The organism is Sediminicola sp. YIK13 (assembly GCF_001430825.1).
GTDB lineage: Bacteria > Bacteroidota > Bacteroidia > Flavobacteriales > Flavobacteriaceae > Sediminicola.
Genome location: NZ_CP010535.1, coordinates 559,061 through 581,019, shown reverse-complemented (window position 1 = coordinate 581,019; position 21,959 = coordinate 559,061). Strand labels below are relative to the sequence as shown.

Sequence of the window (21,959 nt, the reverse complement as noted above, 5' to 3'; positions counted from 1 at the left end):
ATGTGGCTTTTTTTATTTTAAGATATTAGACTAAACGAATTTAAAACTTAAAGGATAATAAGGTGTTTCCCCGTTATTGGCCCTAACCGCATTGATAATTGGAAAAACGAATCCTATGATCCCTACTGCTAAAAAGCCTAACAGTCCGAGTCCGAAAAGCAATATCAAAGGGATACTGATGAGGATATAAATAAAGAGGCTTATTTGAAAATTGATAATCGCCTTTCCATGTTCATCCATATTCATGACCTTATCTTTTTGGGTAAGCCACAAAACCAAGGGAACAATAAAACCCCCACATCCTGTGACCAAATCCAATAATTGGGTCAAATGGGTGATCACTAAAAGTTGTCTGTTTTCTGCTTGCATGATTTGATTATTTTATGATTGATGTGCTTATAGGACGCACTTTTAGAACAAATGTTACAAGGAGACACATTAATCTGCTTCAAAGACCCTCCTTTACAGCTTTTTTCGAAGCTTTCTTAGTTTCTCCTTATCCTTTTCAATATCCAGTTTTAACTTTTGAATTTTGTCTTTTATATTTTTTATTTCATTGGGCGACAAATCTCCTTTTCTTTCCCCTTTGAATAATTTCTCTTCCAATTTTATGATCTTCTTTTCATCATTGGAAATTGATTTTTCCTGAGAAGCAATAGTACTTTCTTGCTTTTTTAGTTTCTTCCTTTCCTTCTCAGCCTTTTTTTTCTCCTTTTCAGCTTTTTCCATTTCCTTTTGTGCCTTAGCCTCTTTTCTCTCAGCCTGCTCCACTTTCTTTTTAACGGCTGCCAGTTCCTTGGCCTCTTGTTCCATTTTGGCAACACTGTCCAATGGTGTTTTCGTTTCTTGTCCGTACATATTGCCAAAAGATGCAATACAAATGACTAGTAATACAAATAAAAATCTTTTCATGGCGGTTAATAGTAAAAAGTTAGACTATATAGAAGGTACGAATTATTACCCATTACAAATAAGAAAAAAAGGGAATTATTCGATGACAAAAAGCAAGCAGACAATCTGTCCAAGAAGCCGCTTATAGTCCCTATTTTCCGTATTTTTGCCCAAAAGCAAGGGTTATGATTCCAAATGATACCATAATAGCATTAGCAACAGCCTCCGGGGCAGGAGCCATAGCGGTCATACGCGTATCCGGCAAGGATGCAATTGCTATTTCCGCTCCTTTGTTCCGATCTATTAGGGGTAAGGATCTGGCCGTGCAAAAAAGCCATACAGTCCATTTGGGTCATATTATGGATGGGGAACGCACCGTAGATGAAGTTTTGGTGACCATTTTTAAAGGTCCCAATTCTTATACGGGAGAACATGTTATTGAGATCTCTTGCCATGGTTCACCCTATATACAGCAACAGATAATTCAATTATTCCTAAGAAATGGTTGTAGGACAGCCAATGCAGGGGAATTTACCCTTCGTGCTTTTTTGAACGGCAAAATGGATTTGAGTCAGGCCGAAGCGGTTGCCGATCTTATCGCTTCAGACAATGAGGCAAGCCATCAAATAGCCATGCAACAAATGCGGGGAGGTTTTAGCAACGAAATAAAACGACTTAGGGACGAGCTGCTCAATTTTGCTTCGTTGATAGAACTAGAACTCGATTTTGCTGAGGAAGACGTAGAATTTGCAGACAGGAATCAGTTTACAGCATTAGTGGACCGCATCCGTGAAGTCCTAAAAAGGCTCATCGATAGTTTTGCCGTTGGGAATGTTATCAAAAATGGCATTCCAGTCGCCATTGTTGGGGAACCCAACGTTGGCAAGTCAACCTTATTAAATGCTTTATTGAACGAGGAAAGAGCGATTGTCAGTGAGATTGCAGGAACGACCAGGGATACCATTGAAGATGAAATTTCTATTGGCGGCATCGGATTTCGATTTATTGATACGGCCGGTATACGCGAAACTGTAGATGTTGTAGAGAGTATAGGTATAAAAAAGACCTTTGAAAAAATTGAACAGGCACAAGTGGTCATTTATTTGGTAGATGGGATACAAGTAATTGGAGATGGAAACAGATTGGCATTAATAAAGACCGAACTGGAAAAGATCCGCAATAAACACCCCCAAAAACCGCTGCTTTTCATCATCAACAAAGCAGATCAAATTACCGATGCACAGCAATCCAAGATTGCCATGGAATTACCTTCTGCCCTATTCCTTTCAGCCAAGACCGGGGAAGGCATAGAAAAGCTTACAACGGAGCTTCTTAATTTCGTGAATACAGGAGCTTTAAAAAACAACGAGACCATTGTGACCAATACCAGACACTACAATTCCCTTTTAAAAGCTCTCGAAGACATTGAAAGGGTAAAGGAAGGAATCGATATGGGTATTTCAGGAGACCTTATGGCTATTGATATCCGTCAGGCCCTCTTCCATTTTGGCGAAATTACCGGTGAAATTACTTCTGACGATCTATTGGGAAATATTTTTGCCAATTTCTGTATCGGAAAATGATAAAACAGAAATTGAATTCCTTTAACTTACTTGGGATTTCCAAGGCCTATTGTACCTCATTTTATAATGGCTCCCAGAAGTGTGGTAGTGAACTTTATTATTCGTTTTGGATCCTTTAAATAATTGACTCCCTTAATCAAAGTGTAAATCGGGATAACATGAAATAAATAGTGATTCCTTAATACTCTATGAACTGGAATACGTTATAACTAGACATTGATAGAAAAATATCAATATGAGTAGAAATGAAAAACAGAATAAGCGTTTAATCACACCTATGACCTTTTAGTAATTGAAAAAATAATTTTTAGAAATAAAAATTTGATTATTAACATATTGAAATAAAAAGATAATCTAACGAAACACATATTTAATTAATCACCGAAAAGTTAAAAAAGAAAAAACCCATAAAATTTAAGTTTTTTCTTTAATCATTTCATAGAAATAATTCTAAATTTACTGAAACTATTAATTGTGAAGGATCAGTATAGAATGCATTTATTTAGCTTATTGATTTTTATCATTACGTTTAAATCATTTAGTCAGGTTACAGATACAATCCCTAAAAATTCAAGAAAAGCAATGACAATTACTTTTCCGGAGCAAGAAATCTATAAATATGTAAATGACTATTTACCTAAATTTATTTTAACAGGCTTAGATGGAAGTAAAATTGACTCTGAGTTTTTAAAAGGAAAACCAACGGTAATCAATTTATGGTTTACTAATTGTGCGCCTTGTGTAGAAGAAATCCCAGTTCTTAACGAAATAAAGAGTGAGTATAGCGATGTGGTCAATTTTGTTGCAATAACTTTTCAAGAACCAAATGTTGTAAAATCTTTTCTAAAATTAACAGAATTTGATTTTTTCCATCTTGTAAACTCAAAAGCGTACTTAGAAACGTTTGGTTTTTTTGGTTATCCTAAAACAATCATCTTGGACCAAGATCTCAAGGTTATGAAAATTGAAAAAGGGTTCGCAACATACCAAAATACAAAGGTTGAAAATGAAATTGAGTTTAAAAGACGAATATCATCCCATTTGAATGAACTGTTGCTAACTTCTAGAAATTAAGTAGGCCTAAATCATTTTGAGATATTTGCCAGCTTAAATCTATTAAACAAATTTCTTTCGCAAAGAGTAGACATTAACTTGGATGTCTATAAATTGGGCACAAACTTAATTTTAATTATAACAAAATGAAGAAGTTATCTAATGTAGATTTGGAATGAATGAAATTCTACAAAGAAATCAAATGAAAAATATTATTGGAGGTGACTATCCTAATGGATTTGATTTTGGTCCCCTTGAATATGCTTGTGACAGAAAATACTCAGATAAATATAGTGTCTATTTCGAGTGCGTGTTTTGCCTGGGTTGTGCTTAAACAAAGTGATAAAAAACCTATTTAACACTAAAAATATCAACTATTTAAAACAATAATAATGAAATATCTATTGATCATATTATTACTTTTTTTAGGTAATTTAACCCAAGCACAGATTTCTGAAGGAAAAATTACCTACAAAGCAACTTTGGAAGATCATGGTTTTGTGGAGGATAGTGAACTTACAGGATTCCCTAAAGCTATAATCCCTAATAAGCCTTCTTCTTCACCTATAATATTTCACTTGTTTTTTAAAGATAATTCAGCATTATACCAAGCTGAGTATGATTTAGAAACTAAACGAAAATTAGGATTTAAATATAATAAAACTGGTGTGGTAGCAGAACATAATAGGATTTATTATAATAATTTAGAAACCAAGGAAAATTATTATCAAAGCTTCTGGACTAAGGATGTGCTGGTAAACGTAGAAAACCATAAATGGAATATAACCAAGGAAACAAAAAAAATCGGGGATTATATTTGTTATAAGGCAACAACAACTGTACAAGCGGATCAAATAATTACAAATAATTATTTAAAACCCGTAATAGCATGGTTTGCACCAGAGATACCTATTTCTTTCGGGATTCAATCCTTTGACGGATTACCAGGTTTAACCATGGAACTAATTACAGATCAAGAAAAGGGAAAAATCACCTATACGGTGTCTAATATTGAATTAAATCCAAGGGAAGAAATAAAAATAGTCAAGCCTGTTGGCGTAAATTTTATGTCAGAGACAGAATATATGGAGTACATTAACAAATTAAATGCAAATAGGTTTTAGACTTTAAAATTTAAACCTTGTCTTCTTATTTTAAGAATATCCCGAATAACAATAAAATAGGTTACCAAAAAGATTTTCAACCTTATAAAGAGTCTGGAGATATATGAATAAGAAGGATGAAAATAATTAAAACTATCCTTAAGTGAGACTTCTATTTATTAAATAAATAAAATTTTTCATCTTGTTGTCAATTTAAGAAAATTAGATCCTGTTAAGTTTCTTGGTCTTCCCAGGACCTATTTTACCTTATGACGCCATGAAACAGGTTAGAACAGCATGTTCTTAATCCTGTACCGGAAAGTAAACATACTTAAACCCTCCCAATAACAATTATTCCCCTGATGTGGTTTTAACTTTTTATGATATTTCTAAATTTAACTTATAATGTACTCCTCTTCCAGCGCCTTTTAAAATTAAACATTGTTTTTCAACCATATCCTGTAAATCGCGTGTAGCTGTAGCCTTGGATGTTTTAGTTATTGATACATATTTTTTTGCTGTCATTCCTCCCTTGAATCCTTCAATACCATACTCCAGCATTTTTGTAATTACTTTTATTTGCCGTTCATTTGATTGTGGCTTAAACCTATCTAAAAATTTAGCCTTTTCCAAAGTGAACCTTATAATGGTCTTCGCATGTTTTTGAGCATTCAATATAATTTGAGAGAAATAATAGATCCACTCCGTAATTTCCAAGGTGCGTTGAGCCTTTTTAAGAGCATTGTAATAAGCAGTTTTATCCTTTTCTATTGAAGTAGATATACTCAGGATCAAGGGACGCCCTAATGATTCTGAAAGGCATTTTTCAGCAATTGCCCGACCTATACGTCCGTTACCATCTTCAAATGGATGTAATGACTCAAAATACAAATGTGCTATTGCTGTTTTAATTAAACTCTCTTTGATAGTATTGAAATTCATTTTGAAAGAATTGTACCAATTTACAAACTGGTTCATTTCTCCCGGAAGTGTCTCTGAAGGGGGAGCTTCGTAATGAATAATTTCTTTGCCTATACTTCCTGAAATAATAACCATCGGTTCGGTTCCAGTTCTATAGTATCCGCCTTTTATATGTTGAGCATTGGAAAATAGTATCTGGTGCCAGCCTTTAATTAAGTTTTCTGATAGTGCCGTAGCATGATCTTCACGAACTTCTACCATAAGCTCGGCAATACCTTTTGCCTTAATATCTCTAATATTTGTTGGCATGTAATGAATTCCCAAACGTTTTTGTATTGAAGACATGACATCTTGACGACTATGATACTCCCCTTCAATTTCTGAAGTCTTTATTGCCTCACTAATCATAAATTGAAGAATAGTTTCCTGTTGAAATTCCTTAGTCAGGCCATCAATCATACCCTTTACTTGTCCTGTTTCTAAAGCAAATTCAATAACGATGTTATCTATTTTTGAAGCATCGTATGTAAATTTAGGCCAGTTTTTATGTTGCCAGTTATATTCCATGAGCCAATTGTATGCTATTATTGACTCAAATATAATAAAATAATGAGCCGATTACATGCTTTAATCGGCTCAAAGGAGCCTAATCTATTGCATTTAAATGGAAAATTATGTGTTGATTCGAGGTTAAAGAATTGATTAAATAACATTTAATCACAATTTTAATCACAATAAATACCTTTTGGATCAATGCTTACCTACGTAAAGTTCCAATCACCTTTTTTATTAACTCACTTCGCCTTAGTGCCAGTATAATTAATAACCCTTAATCCCGTATCAGAAAATAATTGATTTAAGTCATATTATAAAGCTGATAATTTTGTAAATTCATCACATTCATTCACTTATATTTTCACTATGGCCAATTTTAATCTAAAAATCAACGGAAAAACAGAGCAAATAGATATAGATCCTACCACTCCAATGCTCTGGGTACTAAGAGACCATTTTAATTTAGTCGGCACCAAATACGGTTGTGGCATTGCACAATGTGGTGCCTGCACCATACACCTCGGTGATACAGCCGTACGATCCTGCCAATTGCCAGTGTCAGCAGTAGGAGAACAGCAAATTACTACCATAGAAGGACTCTCCGAAAACGGAGACCATCCCGTACAAAAAGCATGGGTGGAAGAAGATGTATATCAATGTGGCTATTGTCAAGCAGGCCAGATCATGAACGCCAGTGCATTTCTTAAAAAGAATCCGAATCCTACCGAGAAAGAAATTGAGGTTGCTATGAACGGCAATATTTGTCGCTGTGGTACGTACTTACGTATCAAAAAGGCAATCAAAACTGCCGCTAGTTCTGAAAACGCTTAAATATACCAGGTACTCCTAAAAAGAAAAAATCATGACTCACATAAAAACACAATATAATCGTCGTTCATTTATTAAGGTTTCCGCTGCTGCCGGTGGCGGCATGCTCATAGGATTTAGCTGGCTCAACGGATGCAAGCCCAACGCTCCTGAAATTGCAGAAGGTGTGGCTGTTCCAAAAGAATGGTTTGAAATAAATGGTTATATCAAAATAGGTGAAACCGGAATGGTCACCATATATTCTCCAAATCCGGAGATAGGCCAAAACATTAGGACTTCGATGCCTATGATTGTAGCCGAAGAACTGGATGTCCCTTGGGAAAATGTAGTAGTTGAACAAGCACCCCTTAATACAGGATGGTATCAAAATCAATTCGCAGGTGGAAGTCTTTCCATCCGATTGAGCTGGAATGCACTGCGGATGGCTGGAGCCACAGGGAGAAGAATGTTGATGGAAGCGGCGGCCAAGGAATGGGGCTTACAAGCCTCAGATTTAACTGCCAGTGAAGGAATGATAAAAGAAGCCAATGGAGAGCGTTCCATCTCATACGGGGAAATAGCCTCAAAAGCCGTGGGCATCGAAATTCCAGAAGAAGTTGAACTTAAGGCAGTAAATGATTTTAAGCTGATAGGGACAAGTGTCAAGAATGTGGACGGGAATAAAATTGTAACCGGCGAGCCCCTTTTTGGTTTAGATTTCCATCGAGAGGGCATGCAACTCGCCATGATACAACACCCACCCTCATTTGGTATGACAGTTAAAGATTTTAATGAGGCAGAGATAAAAAGTATGCCCGGGGTGACTGATGCTTTTATCATAGATACGACCATTGCGGAACCAGGTGGATTCGACGAAAAAGGTTTCAAGCAATTGATTGCCATTGTGGGAAAATCTACCTGGCAGTTGATGCAAGCCAAAAAAGCATTAAAAGCAAATTGGGAAACCAGTGGCGAATTAGAAAGTTCCGACACCCATTTGAAACGATTGGAGAAAGCGCTTGTTTCGGGAGAGGTAGTGGAAAGCAGAAAAGATGGCAACCCTGAGGCAGCTTTTAAAAAGGCAGCCAAAGTCATAGAAAGGACCTACAGTGCGCCTTTCATAGCACATAACACCTTGGAACCCATGAACTTTTTCGCCAATGTTACTGAAGATGCTGCAGAACTTATTGGTCCAACACAAACTCCCGAAGCTTTAGAAGGCTCGGTTGCCAAATTATTAAACCTGCCCCTTGAGAATATCACCGTAAACATGACACGTATTGGAGGAGGATTTGGTAGAAGGCTTTATGTACACTTTGGTGTTGAAGCGGCCGCTATTTCCAAAAAAATAGGAGGTCCGGTGAAGTTAATATATTCCAGAGAAGATGATATGACCCAGGGTACCTATCGCCCTACCTATAGATCTGTATACAAAGCAGGTCTTGATGAAAATAATAATTTGATCGCTTTTACGGTCAAAGGTGCCGGATTACCTGATGGTCCAGTATTTCCGAATCGTTTTCCTGCAGGTGCCGTTGAGAATTATTCGGCTGAAAAAATTAATGCTGAAACGAATGTCACCACGGGGGCATGGCGCGCACCTAGATCTAATTTTACAGCAGGTGCCGAGCAATCCTTTCTTGATGAAGTAGCCGAAGCTGCAGGCAAAGATCCTATAGATTTCCGTTTAGAATTATTTGAACGGGCAATTAAAGACCCGGTTGGCGAAGAATATGAATATGATGCAGAACGCTATGCCGGAGTATTAAAGCTGGTGAAAGAGAAAGCCAATTGGGGAAAAACCAAACCTGAAATTTATAGGGGCGTAGCGGCTTATTTCTGTCATTCTACCTATGTTGCAGAAGTTTTTGATATGGTAATAAATGACGGGCAACCGACGGTTCAAAAGGTTTGGTGTGCCGTTGATTGCGGCATTGTTGTTAACAGGGACGCTGCAAAAAACATGATCCAAGGTGGTGTAATAGATGGTATTGGACATTCTATGTACAGCCAGCTGACCTTTGAAAATGGGGCGCCAAATCAAATGAATTTTGACAAGTATCAACTGATTCGTCATTCCCAAGCCCCCAAGGAAATTGAGGTATTCTTTGTTGAAAATCAAATAGACCCAACTGGATTAGGAGAACCTGGCCTTCCGCCAGCAATTGGAGCACTGGCAAATGCCCTTTACAAGGTCACTGGTCAGCGTCATTACCATCAGCCATTTATGACAGAAAAACAGGTTGTGGGTTAAGAAGAATATAGCGTCTTTGAATAAATCCTTCAGTTTATATTTAGTTACAAGACCTTTAATAACAATCTTGGAGCCGAATTGCACACACAATTCGGCTTTATTTTATGGATTGCAAAAAGCAGCACCTTAAGATATCTTTGGATTAGGAATAGGATTTGATCAAAAAATGTTTCTTAACCGTCCCAAATAATTCTATATATAAATATAGTTGAAGGTGTTTGGAGTTCAGTTTATTTTTAAACTTAATAGAGGATTTATTAAAATATTCTGTAATACTATATTTCGTGTCCCTACCCATTTCGTTTAACAACTCGTAACTTTTATATCTCAAGTAAGGTGCTAAATTTCGTCCCCTAAAGGAATGGAAGGTCCACATATTAAAGAGATACGCCTCGTTTTCCAAAATCTGTAATTTTCTATGCTTAAAGTTAAAATCGTTCAGCCCAATAAACATATAGGCAGCTATTTCTTTATTATTTTCCAAGCCGATACATATATCACAATTTTTAAAATCTTCATATAGGTCATCCAGAATAAAATTATCAATATCCTTACAGATCAGCGCCAATTCCTCAAGGTTCAAATTTCTAAGTTTATAATCTGCCACATTCCCCTTTATCTGTGGTTCCTCACATTTAAGAACTTCTTCTTCCACCCAATAGTAGGGCATAATATTAATTCCAATTCGTTCCAGACGATTTCTTAACCCATGAAAAAACAGTCCATTTTTAATTACATTCCAAAATCTTCTGGAGGTTGATATTTTCTTGCTTTCTACAATATCCATAATTAAATATGCTATTAAAATTGACGCCCGTATTTCCCATTTCCCGGTTCCAGATTCATTATTTTTCGAAATTCTTCGGGTGTCATTATTTCTCTACCATTTGCCTTCGCAAGGGTATGTATTCTTTTCAGTAAGCCTATATTAGAAGCCAATTGGATTTTCTTTGTATCGAACCAAATATTATCCTCTAGACCAACCCTGACACCTCCCCCAATGGCAATTGCTAGTGAATTCATTTTTAACTGATCTACCCCCAATCCTGCAAGACTCCAGACAGATTCTTCCGGCAAATCATTGATCATCATGCCGGTATGCAATAAATTGGCTTGAGACCCTGCTATATTACCTAGTAGGAGGTTGAAATAATATGGTGGCCCAATCAATTTTTTCTTGATCAAATATTTTGAATAATTGACCATGCCATTATCGAATGCCTCCAATTCCGGAACAATACCTTTCTCCTTCATACGAGCAGCCAAATCTTGAACCATTTTAGGTGAATTTCGGCTTGCTGAATTAGCAAAATTCAAAGAACTTAGGGTCAGACTGCCTAAATCTGGTTTAAGATTGCCTTCCAAATTCAATGGATCTGCCCTCAACTCCAATTCACTAACGTTCCTACCACTCAAAGAAACACATACCACCAACTCAGGGGCATATTTGCGGATACCTTCAATTATTTCTCCATAAACCTCCTTTTTATGAGTTGGCTCCCCAGTTTTGGCGTCCCTAGCGTGCAAATGAACCAAAGTAATACCCAGTTCCGTGGCCTGATGTACATCTTCAATAATCTCTGATACACTTACAGGAACATGCGGAGTCATTTTTTTGTTAGGAATCATACCCGTAGGCGTGAAGTTTATTACTACTTTCTCGTGCATTATTAGGTGTTTAAATAATCTATTAAAATAATGCATTATTCTCATTTTCAATTGATTCGTAATTTTATTCGATGCCTTGCAGCTATATTACGATGAGAGGTGTAACGATAGGCAAATCAAGCTCCTTATGAGATAGTACCCATTCCATAACTATTTATTTTTTTGAGTTTTGGAACCAGATATCCTATAATTCACTCAAACAGCTTAAAAAGCTTTTGAAACAATACAAATGGATATTTCATTGAAAAATCCCCTTCCATTCCCAAATTCAAACCATTTTCATTCAGGTGAGATGACCATTCATCGAATTTTAATACTAAAACTTTTTCTCTTACGTTATGAAATTTACACTTAAACGATTAAATAGCACACTTTATCGATGATTAAAGATTTTGGTTATCTAAAATTCAAAACCAACCGAATTTTTTATTGAGCAAGCGCAAAATTTAATAGGTGTACCCAAACTAAAACCTAACCGACCATGCAATTAAAAGGATTACTTTTCCTACTGCTCCTTGTTGTATTCAATGTATTAACTGTACGGGCACAAGTTACAGTAAGCGCTACCGCAGGAACACCTAATAGCAGTTACACCAATTTAAAATCTGCCTTCGATAAAATTAACGATGGAACACATCAAGAAGATATTATCATTTCAATAACTGGAGACATTATCGAAACTACGACTGCTGTATTGAACGAAAGTGGGTTTGGTAGTGCCAATTATGCAAAAATCACCATCTCCCCTTCTGGAGGAATGGAACGAGTCGTTAGTGGCAATATCGGATCGAATGGACTTGTCTATTTGAACGGGGCAGATAATGTTACCATAGATGGCCTCAATACTTTAGGTAATGCCCTTACCTTTCAAAATGAAAATACTAATGCTCCTACTATAAAACTATCTGGCAACACTACTACTACCGATAACAACACTGTAAAAAATTGCACCATTCTGGGTTCCAATCTTAATGGCTATGGAGGAGTTATTCATTTGCAATGGGCCAATAACAATACGATAGTATCCAATACCGTGGGACCTTACAATAGTAACCGTCCCTCAAACCTTATTTACGCAGGTTATTATTACAAAGGAGACAGTAACTATAATACGATCTCAGATAATAATCTGTTTGATTATGGGAATACAAATTCAACAGTTGCTGCCGCTATTTCTGCAGATCGAGTTACCCATTGGACCATTGAGAACAACCGAATCTATCAAACTGGTACCATCACTTTCAATAATTCCAGTTTTAACAGGTACTATGGCGTTTATATCCGGAATGGTTCTGGCCATTTGGTGAAAAACAATAGAATTGGGTACTCATCAGCCAATGGTACAGGATTTACCAACATCATTTTGGGGACGACAAATTCAAATATTGACATATATCCCATATTTCTAACCTCCGATGGTACTGCAACCTCACTAATAGAAAACAATTCAATATCGGGCTTTAATATTGATGGCGGTTCCAGATATCTTGGTTTTTATCCTATTTTTTATGAAGGAACTTATGGTTCTTCATCCTCTATTTTAAGAAAGGCCTTTATTAGCAACAATCTTGTAGGATCAGAATCTGATCCCAATTCCCTACAATTAACTACAACGGGACAGATTAGATTTAGAGCTATAAACGTAGGAAATCCCAGCAGTTCCCTGAATTATTTATATGACCTTACTGCTAATAATAATTCCATTGGGGGTATCCAAATACCCACAACCACAAGTTCACTAGTATATTTTAACGGAATGGTGACACAGGCCCTTAGTGGAGCAAGTGTTAAATTTGTTGATAATACCATTGGCTTTCCAAACGCTCCCATCCGCATTGGAGACTCACCTACCGCAAATCAATTTTCGTATGATGGAATTTATGTGGCCTATGGGGGTTATGAAAAAGTAGTATTAGACAAGAACACCATCCAACATATTAGTTCTGCCTCCACAGTACATGCTTCCTATGGCATAGAACTCTTTAAATACAATCCTTCCAACGTTTATACCATCACCAATAATACAGTGCGTAATTTGGAATCCCAGGCAGATTTAACAGGAATTAAATCAGTTTACACCCCGTCTGGTAGCGTGTATTCTGGTAATACTATATATAATTTAACCTCTGCCAAGAATTGCTATGGATTGGCGTTGGGAGAAAAAAATTCTATTGTGGAGAATAGTTTTATCTATGGCTTGAGCACCTCCCTTGAAACCGGTTTGGTAGCTGGTATCTACATGAGTTCTTTTTCATCTCCCTTGAACACAATAAAAAACAATATAGTAAGTCTAGGTAAGGATAAAAATGATCAGGACATAGCAAATGTAAGGATATATAGCGCTTATGACCAAACCTATGGCGCCAGCAGTGACTACATTCACAATACATTTGTTGTAACAGGAACCGGTAATTCCGGAGTACAAAATTCTGCTGCTTTTTATAGGGAATCCAACAATTACAATTCCAAAATTCAAAATAATATTCTCGCAAATTACAGATCCAACAATGGAGGAACAGGGAAGCATTACGCTATTAGACTTAGAAATAATTCTGCCCTTACAATAGATAATAACCAATACTTCACTTCCGGAACGGATGGGGTTTTAGGAAGTTTTAATTCATCAGATAAAGCAACTTTAAGTGATTGGCAAAATGCAACCTTTCAAGATGCGAACAGTACATTTAGTGACCCTTCGCTTCAAGTTGAAGACGGAAATGAACCAGCTGATTATTTTCCATCTACTGGGACCATTGGGGTATCTATACCCAATACTAATCTCGACTTTTATGGAACCTCTAGGGAAAATTTCCCATTAGTTGGAGCATTACAAAGCCTTTTGACCTTAAACTCGTCCATTACGGCATCTAACGAATCCATAGAGGCCGATGGTATTAGCACATCCAATATTATAGTTCAAATTATTGATATTCAAGGAAACACCATATCAAGTGGTGGTGAAAATGTAGAAATTACTTCGACATTAGGAACTGTTGGTAATGTAAACGATAATGGGGATGGCACATATAGTGCAACGCTTACCAGCGAAACAGCAATTGGAAATGCCATACTTGGTTTTAGTATTAATGGAAACTTAGCCGTTGCCAAAACTTCTGTTCAATTTGTGCCTGGCAATATTGACTTTACCACTTCGACCATAACTTCAAATATTTCTGAAATTACCGCAAACGGAAATAGCACGGCTACAATTACTGTCCAATTAAGGGATGTAAATAACATCCCTATCCCAACGGGAGGTGAAACTGTGGTCATCACTACCTCTTTGGGAACTTTAAGCAGTGTTACGGACAATGGGGACGGAACTTATTCTGTACTACTTACCAGCACTTCAACACAGGGAACCGCAGTGCTTGGATTTAGTATAAACGGGGATACTGCCGAGCAATCAACACAAGTAGCATTCATTCCTGGGGCAGCAGATACAACAACCTCTTTAATATTTGCGGATCTAAACGAACTAATAGCCAATGGGAGCAGCACAACTAATATTACAGTACAATTAAAGGACATCAATGGCAACCTTATAAATACGGGAGGTCAGAACATTAGCATTACCACATCTTTAGGTACACTGGGAAATATCTCTGATAATGGTGACGGAACCTATACCGCCATACTAACAGCAGCTATCGAGACAGGAACTGCCACTTTAGGATTTAGCCTCAACGGTGAAACTGCACAGCAAACAACTCAGGTAGATTTTATTCCTGGGACAGCTGATACTGAACTGTCCACTATTGCTTCTAATATAAGTGAATTGATTGCAGATGGGAGCAGTATTGCGAACATCACCATACAATTAATGGACAGTAATGGTAACCTTCTTAACACAGGAGGTGAAACAATTGAATTGATCACTTCCTTAGGCACCCTTGGTAATGTCTTGGATAATGGGGATGGTACCTATACGGCAGTATTCACTTCTAGCACCGTTGCAGGAATCGCTACAGTTGGATATAGCATTAATGGGGTTACTGGGGCACAGACAGCAACCATTAATTTAATACCTGGGGTGAGTGACATTATACATTCGTCAATATCATCAGATGTCACGGAACTAATTGCCGATGGCAGCAGTATAGCCACTATTACTATTCAATTAAAAGACAGTAATGAGAACTACATAAATACTGGGGGTGAAACCATTGAGTTGACCTCATCCTTGGGTACACTTCAGAATGTTACTGATAATGGAGACGGAACGTATACCGCAATATTAACGGCCAGTACCAGTACAGGTTCTTCAACGGTGGGGTTTAGCATCAATGGGGATGTTGCCCAACAGACAGTGACAATTCAAATGACCGCAGGGAGTCCAAATACTATGTATTCCTTAATAAGCTCTAACGTTTCCGTACTAGTTGCTAATGGGAGTAGTACGGCAATTATAACCTTACAATTGAAGGACAGTAATGGAAACCTCCTAAATACAGGAGGAGAAACCATTGGATTAACATCATCCTTGGGCAGCCTTGGCAATGTTACCGATAATGGGGATGGTACCTATACCGCTATATTGACTAGTGGCACCTTAACGGGAACTGCCACCGTTGGATTTAGCATCAATGGGAATGTTGCCCAACAGACAGTGACAATTCAAATGACCACAGGGAGTCCAAATACTATGTATTCCTTAATAAGCTCTAACGTTTCTGTACTAGTTGCCAGTGGCAACAGTACGGCAATCATAATCATACAATTGAAGGACAGTAATGGAAACCTCCTAAATACAGGAGGAGAAACCATTAGATTAACATCAACCTTGGGCAGCCTTGGCAATGTTACCGATAATGGGGATGGTACCTATACCGCTATATTGACTAGTGGTACCTTAACGGGAACTGCAACCGTTGGATTCAGCATTAACGGCAATTCCTCTGCTAACTACATTTTCATAGATTTCATCCCGGGACTTGCCAATTCGAGCAGTTCCAATATTAGCTCTGATTTTTATGAATTAGTAGCTGATGGCAACAGTTTTGCAAACATCACGGTACAACTCTTGGACGCCTACGGAAATGCTTTGGACGCGGGAGGAGATAATATAGAAATTACATCAACTTTAGGCGTTTTAAGCAATGTCACCGATAATGGAAACGGAACCTATACCGCGCTATTGACCAGTGAAACCAATATTGGTACCGCTACAGTTAGTTTTATGATCAATGGTGAAATTGGAATGCAGACTTTGAACATTACCATGTATCCCGGAAACGCTGATACTAATTACTCTACCATCACCTCTAATGTTTCGCAACTTATGGCAGATGGAACAAGTAGTGCAATAATTACTGTACAGCTTTTGGATCTTAATGGAAATCCTTTGGAAAATGGTGGTGATACTATACAGATCAATACAACGCTAGGAATTATATCCAACATTACAGACAACGGAAATGGTAGCTATTCTGCCATACTTACCAGTGATCAAAACGCCGGCACTGCCATAGTTGGATTTTCTGTCAATGGACAACAAGCAAATTCAACTATTTCCATTTTGCTATTGGCATTTGATAGTGATGGAGATGGTATCCCTGATGAAACAGATAATTGCATCTCGGTCTTTAATCCTGATCAAGCTGACTTTGACAATGATGGCATAGGTGATCTCTGTGATGGTGACCTGGATGGAGATGGTGTCCCAAATGAATTGGACCAATGCTCCAATTCTCCACTGGGAAGCTTAATTGATGCCGATGGCTGTAAAAAGTTTACCCTTCCTCCCACTAACTTTAACGTTAATGTGATGGCCCCCACCTGTACTTTGCTGAACGAAGGCTCGCTTTCCATTGGGGTTGAGGATATCTCACACACCTATTTGGTCTCTATAAATGGGAAAAATCCAATTACAATGGATCCTAAATTATCCCGTACGATGATGATAGAAGGATTATCTACTGGCCTCTACGAAATTTGTTTTACAGTATTGGATGTAGGGGATTTTCAGCAATGCTATGAAGTAAATATAGAAGAGCGAAGGGAAATTAGTGCTGAGACCACCATAGACAAAGATAGTAGGGAATTGATCATTCGGATGTCTGGATCGGATAAATACCTTGTTATGATCAATGGAGAAATCCATGAGGTCTACTCCAATGAATTCAATACCACACTGCCAACAGGGTTAAATAAAGTACAGGTATTTACAGAATGGGACTGTCAGGGTAAATACTTCAAAGAGATTTTTGTTCCTGAAAGGGTATCGGGCTATCCAAACCCTACCCAGGGTCTTACCAACCTTTATATCCCAGGATTGGACCAAGAGGTCACAGTTTTTGTATTAAGTCCCGATGGAAGTACCTTATTTAAGCAAAAACAGGCTATTGGATCATCACGGTATATTCCCGTAGATTTAAGTTTATTGGCACAGGGTACATACATTCTAAATGTACAGGGAAGTACCATAAGGCAGAACTTTAAGATCATTAAACGATAAAGAGTTTTAAAGAATTATCGACGCCATTTTATAAGACTGAGTAATCAATAAACAAAACACCCTATACCAATTTTATTGGAATAGGGTGTTTTGGGAATAGTTGATTCATATGGAAACCTATTCCAGTCCGGCTTCTGAAACCAAAATCAAAAGCGCCAATTTTATGGATTCAGGTCCAGTTTTGTCATTTACCCACCATTCTCCCAAGGAATGTGCTCCTCCTGCCTTACCACCTCTTCCTAAAGTAACCGCAGGTATTCCCAAAGAAATTGGAATATTGGAATCCGTGGATCCCCTTGTTAAGAAAGGTTCTGTTTTAAAGGCTTTTGTCGCTGCCATAGATCTTTGAATTAGAGGTAATTCCGGAGAAAGTTCTCCAGATGGACGGTCACCTATTTTTTCTATATCCACAGATAATTTTGGCCCTTTATCCACCATTTTATTATAATCCTCCAAAGCCCGATTTGTCTCGGTGATCAATATTTCTTCAATTTCTATAAGTCGGTCTGGACTCACCGACCTCATATCTACTTCCATCCAAGACTCAAAGGGGATGGAATTAATGGAAGTACCACCACCTATTCTGCCAATATTATAACTGGTTTTGGGGCCAGAGGAGGTATATGATCTAGCTGCATCATCAAAATAGGCCACTGCCCTACCCGCAGCATGATGTGGATTGGCCAAACCAAAAGCTCCCCACGAATGTCCTCCAGGTCCTTTAAAAGTAATCTTATAACGATAAGATCCTAAGGCCTGATTATTTATCCTTCCCAATTCCCCGCCATCAATAGCGATCCAAGAATCAATTTTAGGTTCGTTTTTTTTGAATAAGTGTTTTACTCCCCTTAAATCACCCAATCCTTCTTCTCCCACTGTTCCAACCAACAATACATCTGAAGTGGTTTTAATATTGGCACTGTTCATAGCTTTTAAAATGGTTAAGACCATTACCAAACCACGGGTGTCATCCCCTACTCCTGGTGCATAAAGGGTATCCCCAACCATCTTTACCAAGACATCTGTACCTTCAGGGAAAACTGTATCCAAATGGGCATCCAAAGCAATAGTTTTAGTACTGTCCTTTCCTTTTCTCAACGCCAATACATTTCCAACTTCATCAATCCATACCCTATCGGCACCGGCTTCTTTCAACATTTCACTAAACCGTTCCGCACGTTTATGCTCCATAAAAGGAGGCGCAGGAATCTCGGTCAATTCCACCAAGTTTTTATGGGTGTCGGGTTCCAATTCATCAATGTGTAAAAAAGCTTGCTGTATACTTTTCTTTTTGACAAGCTTATCCATTTCCTTTTGGTACTTAGGTTGAACAGTTGTAACAGTTTCTTCTTGGCCAAGTACAAGATTAAAAACGAACAATAGGAATGCTAAGGGTAGTAACTGTTTTTTCATAGGGCATAAATTTAAAGGTAGAAGATACGTAATTCTCTCAATTAAAAGTATCACTTTTATTCGGCTGCATTCAAAACAGCAAGGGCATCATCAATGAATTACCTTATAGAGTATTCTTATGCTTTTTTTCTTCTGCATGACAGACCTCTATTTGCTTTGACTTTTCCATTTCTTGAAATTGTCTATATATAAATTGTTTCTCCTTCAAACTAAATTCTTTGGACTCAAACCAATCATAGGCAGCTATTTTTTCATTCTCGGCTATAGCATTTTGAATTGCTTTCTCAGATGTCAGATGCCAATACGTCCAATAATCCCTATATACAGAATAGCATATATCCTCACTGATCCAAGATGTTTTGGGTTGGTTGGTCAATCGGACACCATTTTCCAGAACTGCCAATGTTTTGGTCAGTCTTACAACCTCCGAAAATGTGTATCGTTGGAAATCATTAAAACCATCCCTGTGAATATTATATACTTTATCCCCTATTTCCAGCTGCTTCATTGAATTTTAAAAAGGTTAAAAATATCATCCATATCTGCATTAAAAAAGCTGAAACCATAGAACTTATAAACAAATAGTATTAAAATAATTATGCTTTCTCCTATGAAATGGTTTTCAATCATTTGGAGTACTTTTACCTTCTAAAATAATTTAAATGAGTTTAGAAAGAGATTTATATAAACGAAGCGATTCTAAGTGCGAACTCTGTTCAAATTCGGAAAACCTTAGTGTATATGAAGTTGCATCACAGAAAAATGGAGGATTGGATGAAAGTATTTTGGTTTGTGGGACCTGTAGGGAACAAATTGAAAATCCGGATGCCATGGATGCCAATCATTGGCGTTGTCTAAACGATAGCATGTGGAGTGAACAAACCCCCGTACAAGTCGTTGCATGGCGCATGCTTTCTAGATTAAGAGGTTTAGGTTGGCCACAGGATCTCTTGGATATGATGTATTTGGAAGAAGAAGTTCTGGAATGGGCCAAAGCAACTGGAGAAGGAGCTCCCTCTGAGGATCAAATCATCCACAGGGACAGTAATGGAGTAATTATCGAAGTCGGGGATAGTGTGGTTCTTATAAAGGATTTGCCTGTAAAAGGCTCCAGTATGGTTGCCAAGAGGGGAACTGCTGTCAGAAGGGTCTCTTTGGACCATGAAAATGCTGAATATATAGAAGGAAAAGTGGACGGACAGCAAATTGTGATCCTCACCAAATACGTGAAAAAATTATAATATGAAATCTTTAATGAAAAAAGGGGCTATTTTAAGTAGCCCCTTTTTTTTATTACTTGATATCTGGTTCATAAACACATAACCACTCCAAATTTTCTTTGTCCTCACTCTGGGCAATGGTTTTAAATCCATTTTTCTCGTAGAACTTTTTCAAGCCTTCATCCTCTATCGTTAGCCAATAACCCTGTTTTAGATCTTGCTTTTTTAAAAGCGAAAGCCATTTTGAGCCAAGTTGTTCATTTCTTCTGTTTTCGGTAACCCATAAAAAACCGATATACCCAAAACCTATATCGAAAAATGGCTGACCTCGTTCAAGTTCGAACTTAGTCATTTCTGGTAGTTTTTCTGTAAAGACAATTCCGCCTGCAATAATTGAATCTTCCTCTACAATTGCATATATGGTTGATGTTTCTTTGACTTTTTCCCAAAGTGTACGTATAATCTCCTGCCAATCCTGTGGAAGGATTTTAAAATAATCATTAGGCCTTTGATTTACTTCTTTAAGTTTCATCGAAATAACGTATTGTTCTTACAGTAGGCCCCAAGACCATAGTTTATCGGAATCTTCCAACCACCGATCACCTATGTCCGTCCTGTAATACACATTGTTTATGATAATATTACTGATTCTATTTTGCATCATTTTCTGGGCATCTCTCATGGTAAGTGCAGTTCCCGTAACCAAAAGAGCGATACCCGTATTTCCGGTGATCAACCATTCCTCATTGATGTTTTTAAGATGCATTGGGTGCACCCCTTCTTTGGAATCTTTCTTAAAGACGATGACCGAATCTTTCGAGAACAGTTCAAAGGTTTTTTTGTCTTCATACGGGAATGGAGGCACTACCAAAAATGCCCCTACTTGAAACCCTTTTTTAACTTGGATCTTAAATTTTTGGCCTGACGCTATTTTATAGAACATTTGACCAATAGGTTCTGTTATTCCAGCTCTTTGTATGAATATCTGTGGATATCCGAAACGAGACGTAAACTCCAAGGGATATATTCCATTTCCATTCACAATACAGTTGATATCTATATGGCCCACGAATTTCTGTTTGACCAATGTCGCTTCGAATTTCCGCAGCGTAGCTTCAAAAATTGGAGAATCCTTGGTCCAAAACATGCTTGACCCCATTTCCCCTGTGGAAACCCCGAGCTCCTTAGGAAATAATTTTTTGTGTTCGAATGTAATATTTATGGGTTCCAAAAATTCCTTACCATTAAAAAAAGCTGATGCCGACACTTCCACTCCTTTTACTTTCTTCTGCAATTGGAAGTTACCAAAATCATCACCCCATGATTTTTCATAAGCCTTTAATACCCTTATCACATCCAATCCTTCATCATCACTTCCTACAAACAACAATTGCTTATATTCCGATGTCTCACCCATGGGCTTGATGACATAGGCATTGGGGTGCGACTTCACATAATCTATGGCTTCCTGGAAGCTGAAAAATTCTTTGAAGGGCAAAACCTTAATTTTATGTCGCTTTAACTCATCCTGTCCAAAATTACGGTCCAATTCTAGCTTGTCCGTATATTCCGTACCTCCTATGACCAATTTACCAGCAGCCCTTAATTCAGAACAAACCTTTCCGTAACCCGTATAATCAAAGATGAAGATATCCGCCCATTCGATATGCTTTTGCCAATCCTTGACTTTTTGTACAAAGCCATACCCTATTTCCCGGGAAGGCTTGTCTTCAATATACATCTTTACCGTATGGCCTTCCATCGAGATGGCATAGGCTATATCCAGTGATTCTCCCCAACGGGATACAACCAAGAACTTCCTTTTTGTATTATCTTCCTTAAGTAGTGTTTGAGATTTTTTTGATTTCAAAGTGTAATATAATTGACTTAAAATTAGTTAGTTGTTTCTACTATAAAAGCAGGTCGCTTTAACCATATTATTTTAGAATGTCAAGATTCATTCCTTCTATTATAGGTTATTATTTGTAGATAATGAAACAAATGTACCATAAAAATGGATTCAAAAATATGAGC

Annotated in this window: 16 protein-coding genes; 7 read left to right on the top strand and 9 right to left on the bottom strand. The window is 37.5% G+C overall.

Annotated elements, in window-relative coordinates; all coding sequences use genetic code 11:
* Positions 1 to 30 precede the first annotated feature (30 nt).
* Both SB49_RS02565 and SB49_RS02560 read right to left on the bottom strand, forming a co-directional pair.
* Positions 31 to 369: a DUF4870 domain-containing protein gene (locus SB49_RS02565; protein WP_062053559.1), complete on the bottom strand. Its 339-nt coding sequence runs from the start codon at positions 367 to 369 to the stop codon at positions 31 to 33.
* Positions 370 to 462: 93 nt separating this feature from the next.
* The gene (locus SB49_RS02560) at positions 463 to 912 is read right to left on the bottom strand and encodes a hypothetical protein (protein ID WP_062053557.1); all 450 of its coding nucleotides are present in this window, start codon (positions 910 to 912) and stop codon (positions 463 to 465) included.
* A 164-nt stretch (positions 913 to 1,076) separates the two neighbouring features.
* On the opposite strand from SB49_RS02560, the gene mnmE reads away from it, so the two are divergent.
* The 3 genes from mnmE (at position 1,077) to SB49_RS02545 (ending at position 4,651) form a co-directional block, all read left to right on the top strand.
* Positions 1,077 to 2,474, top strand: coding sequence for a tRNA uridine-5-carboxymethylaminomethyl(34) synthesis GTPase MnmE (gene mnmE, locus SB49_RS02555; RefSeq protein ID WP_062053555.1), 1,398 nt, complete (start codon positions 1,077 to 1,079; stop codon positions 2,472 to 2,474).
* Between the two features lie 474 nt (positions 2,475 to 2,948).
* Positions 2,949 to 3,548, top strand: a complete 600-nt coding sequence (locus tag SB49_RS02550) for a TlpA family protein disulfide reductase (RefSeq protein ID WP_145758347.1) — start codon at positions 2,949 to 2,951, stop codon at positions 3,546 to 3,548.
* Positions 3,549 to 3,919: 371 nt separating this feature from the next.
* Positions 3,920 to 4,651: a GLPGLI family protein gene (locus SB49_RS02545; protein WP_062053551.1), complete on the top strand. Its 732-nt coding sequence runs from the start codon at positions 3,920 to 3,922 to the stop codon at positions 4,649 to 4,651.
* Between the two features lie 357 nt (positions 4,652 to 5,008).
* On the opposite strand, the gene SB49_RS02540 is transcribed toward SB49_RS02545, so the two are convergent.
* Positions 5,009 to 6,118: a Fic family protein gene (locus tag SB49_RS02540; protein WP_062053549.1), complete on the bottom strand. Its 1,110-nt coding sequence runs from the start codon at positions 6,116 to 6,118 to the stop codon at positions 5,009 to 5,011.
* Between the two features lie 354 nt (positions 6,119 to 6,472).
* Here SB49_RS02540 and SB49_RS02535 point away from each other — a divergent pair, with 354 nt between their 5' ends.
* A complete protein-coding gene (locus SB49_RS02535; protein WP_062053547.1) occupies positions 6,473 to 6,937 on the top strand; it encodes a (2Fe-2S)-binding protein in 465 nt (154 codons plus the stop codon).
* Between the two features lie 31 nt (positions 6,938 to 6,968).
* Positions 6,969 to 9,167 carry a xanthine dehydrogenase family protein molybdopterin-binding subunit gene (locus SB49_RS02530; protein WP_062053544.1) on the top strand — a complete coding sequence of 733 codons (2,199 nt, stop codon included), beginning with the start codon at positions 6,969 to 6,971 and terminating at the stop codon, positions 9,165 to 9,167.
* Positions 9,168 to 9,309: 142 nt separating this feature from the next.
* Here SB49_RS02530 and SB49_RS02525 read toward each other — a convergent pair whose 3' ends face one another.
* Both SB49_RS02525 and SB49_RS02520 read right to left on the bottom strand, forming a co-directional pair.
* Entirely contained in the window at positions 9,310 to 9,954 is a 645-nt protein-coding gene (locus SB49_RS02525; RefSeq protein WP_062053542.1) for a hypothetical protein, read from the bottom strand.
* 14 nt (positions 9,955 to 9,968) lie between these two features.
* Complete coding sequence (locus SB49_RS02520; RefSeq protein WP_062053540.1) at positions 9,969 to 10,835, bottom strand: 3-keto-5-aminohexanoate cleavage protein; 867 nt, start codon at positions 10,833 to 10,835, stop codon at positions 9,969 to 9,971.
* A 481-nt stretch (positions 10,836 to 11,316) separates the two neighbouring features.
* Between SB49_RS02520 and SB49_RS02515 the strand changes: the two genes are divergently transcribed.
* Complete coding sequence (locus SB49_RS02515) at positions 11,317 to 17,292, top strand: invasin domain 3-containing protein (protein WP_062053538.1); 5,976 nt, start codon at positions 11,317 to 11,319, stop codon at positions 17,290 to 17,292.
* Positions 17,293 to 17,409: 117 nt separating this feature from the next.
* Here the strand turns inward: SB49_RS02515 and SB49_RS02510 are convergent, their stop codons facing one another.
* Complete coding sequence (locus SB49_RS02510) at positions 17,410 to 18,705, bottom strand: M20/M25/M40 family metallo-hydrolase (protein WP_062053536.1); 1,296 nt, start codon at positions 18,703 to 18,705, stop codon at positions 17,410 to 17,412.
* Positions 18,706 to 18,808: 103 nt separating this feature from the next.
* Positions 18,809 to 19,213: a hypothetical protein gene (locus tag SB49_RS02505; RefSeq protein WP_062053534.1), complete on the bottom strand. Its 405-nt coding sequence runs from the start codon at positions 19,211 to 19,213 to the stop codon at positions 18,809 to 18,811.
* 154 nt (positions 19,214 to 19,367) lie between these two features.
* Here SB49_RS02505 and SB49_RS02500 point away from each other — a divergent pair, with 154 nt between their 5' ends.
* A complete protein-coding gene (locus SB49_RS02500; protein ID WP_062053532.1) occupies positions 19,368 to 19,946 on the top strand; it encodes a PhnA domain-containing protein in 579 nt (192 codons plus the stop codon).
* A gap of 52 nt (positions 19,947 to 19,998) precedes the next feature.
* Here the strand turns inward: SB49_RS02500 and SB49_RS02495 are convergent, their stop codons facing one another.
* Positions 19,999 to 20,457, bottom strand: coding sequence for a GNAT family N-acetyltransferase (locus SB49_RS02495; RefSeq protein WP_062053531.1), 459 nt, complete (start codon positions 20,455 to 20,457; stop codon positions 19,999 to 20,001).
* An 18-nt stretch (positions 20,458 to 20,475) separates the two neighbouring features.
* Complete coding sequence (locus tag SB49_RS02490; RefSeq protein ID WP_062053530.1) at positions 20,476 to 21,795, bottom strand: phosphoribosylamine--glycine ligase; 1,320 nt, start codon at positions 21,793 to 21,795, stop codon at positions 20,476 to 20,478.
* Positions 21,796 to 21,959: the final 164 nt, after the last annotated feature.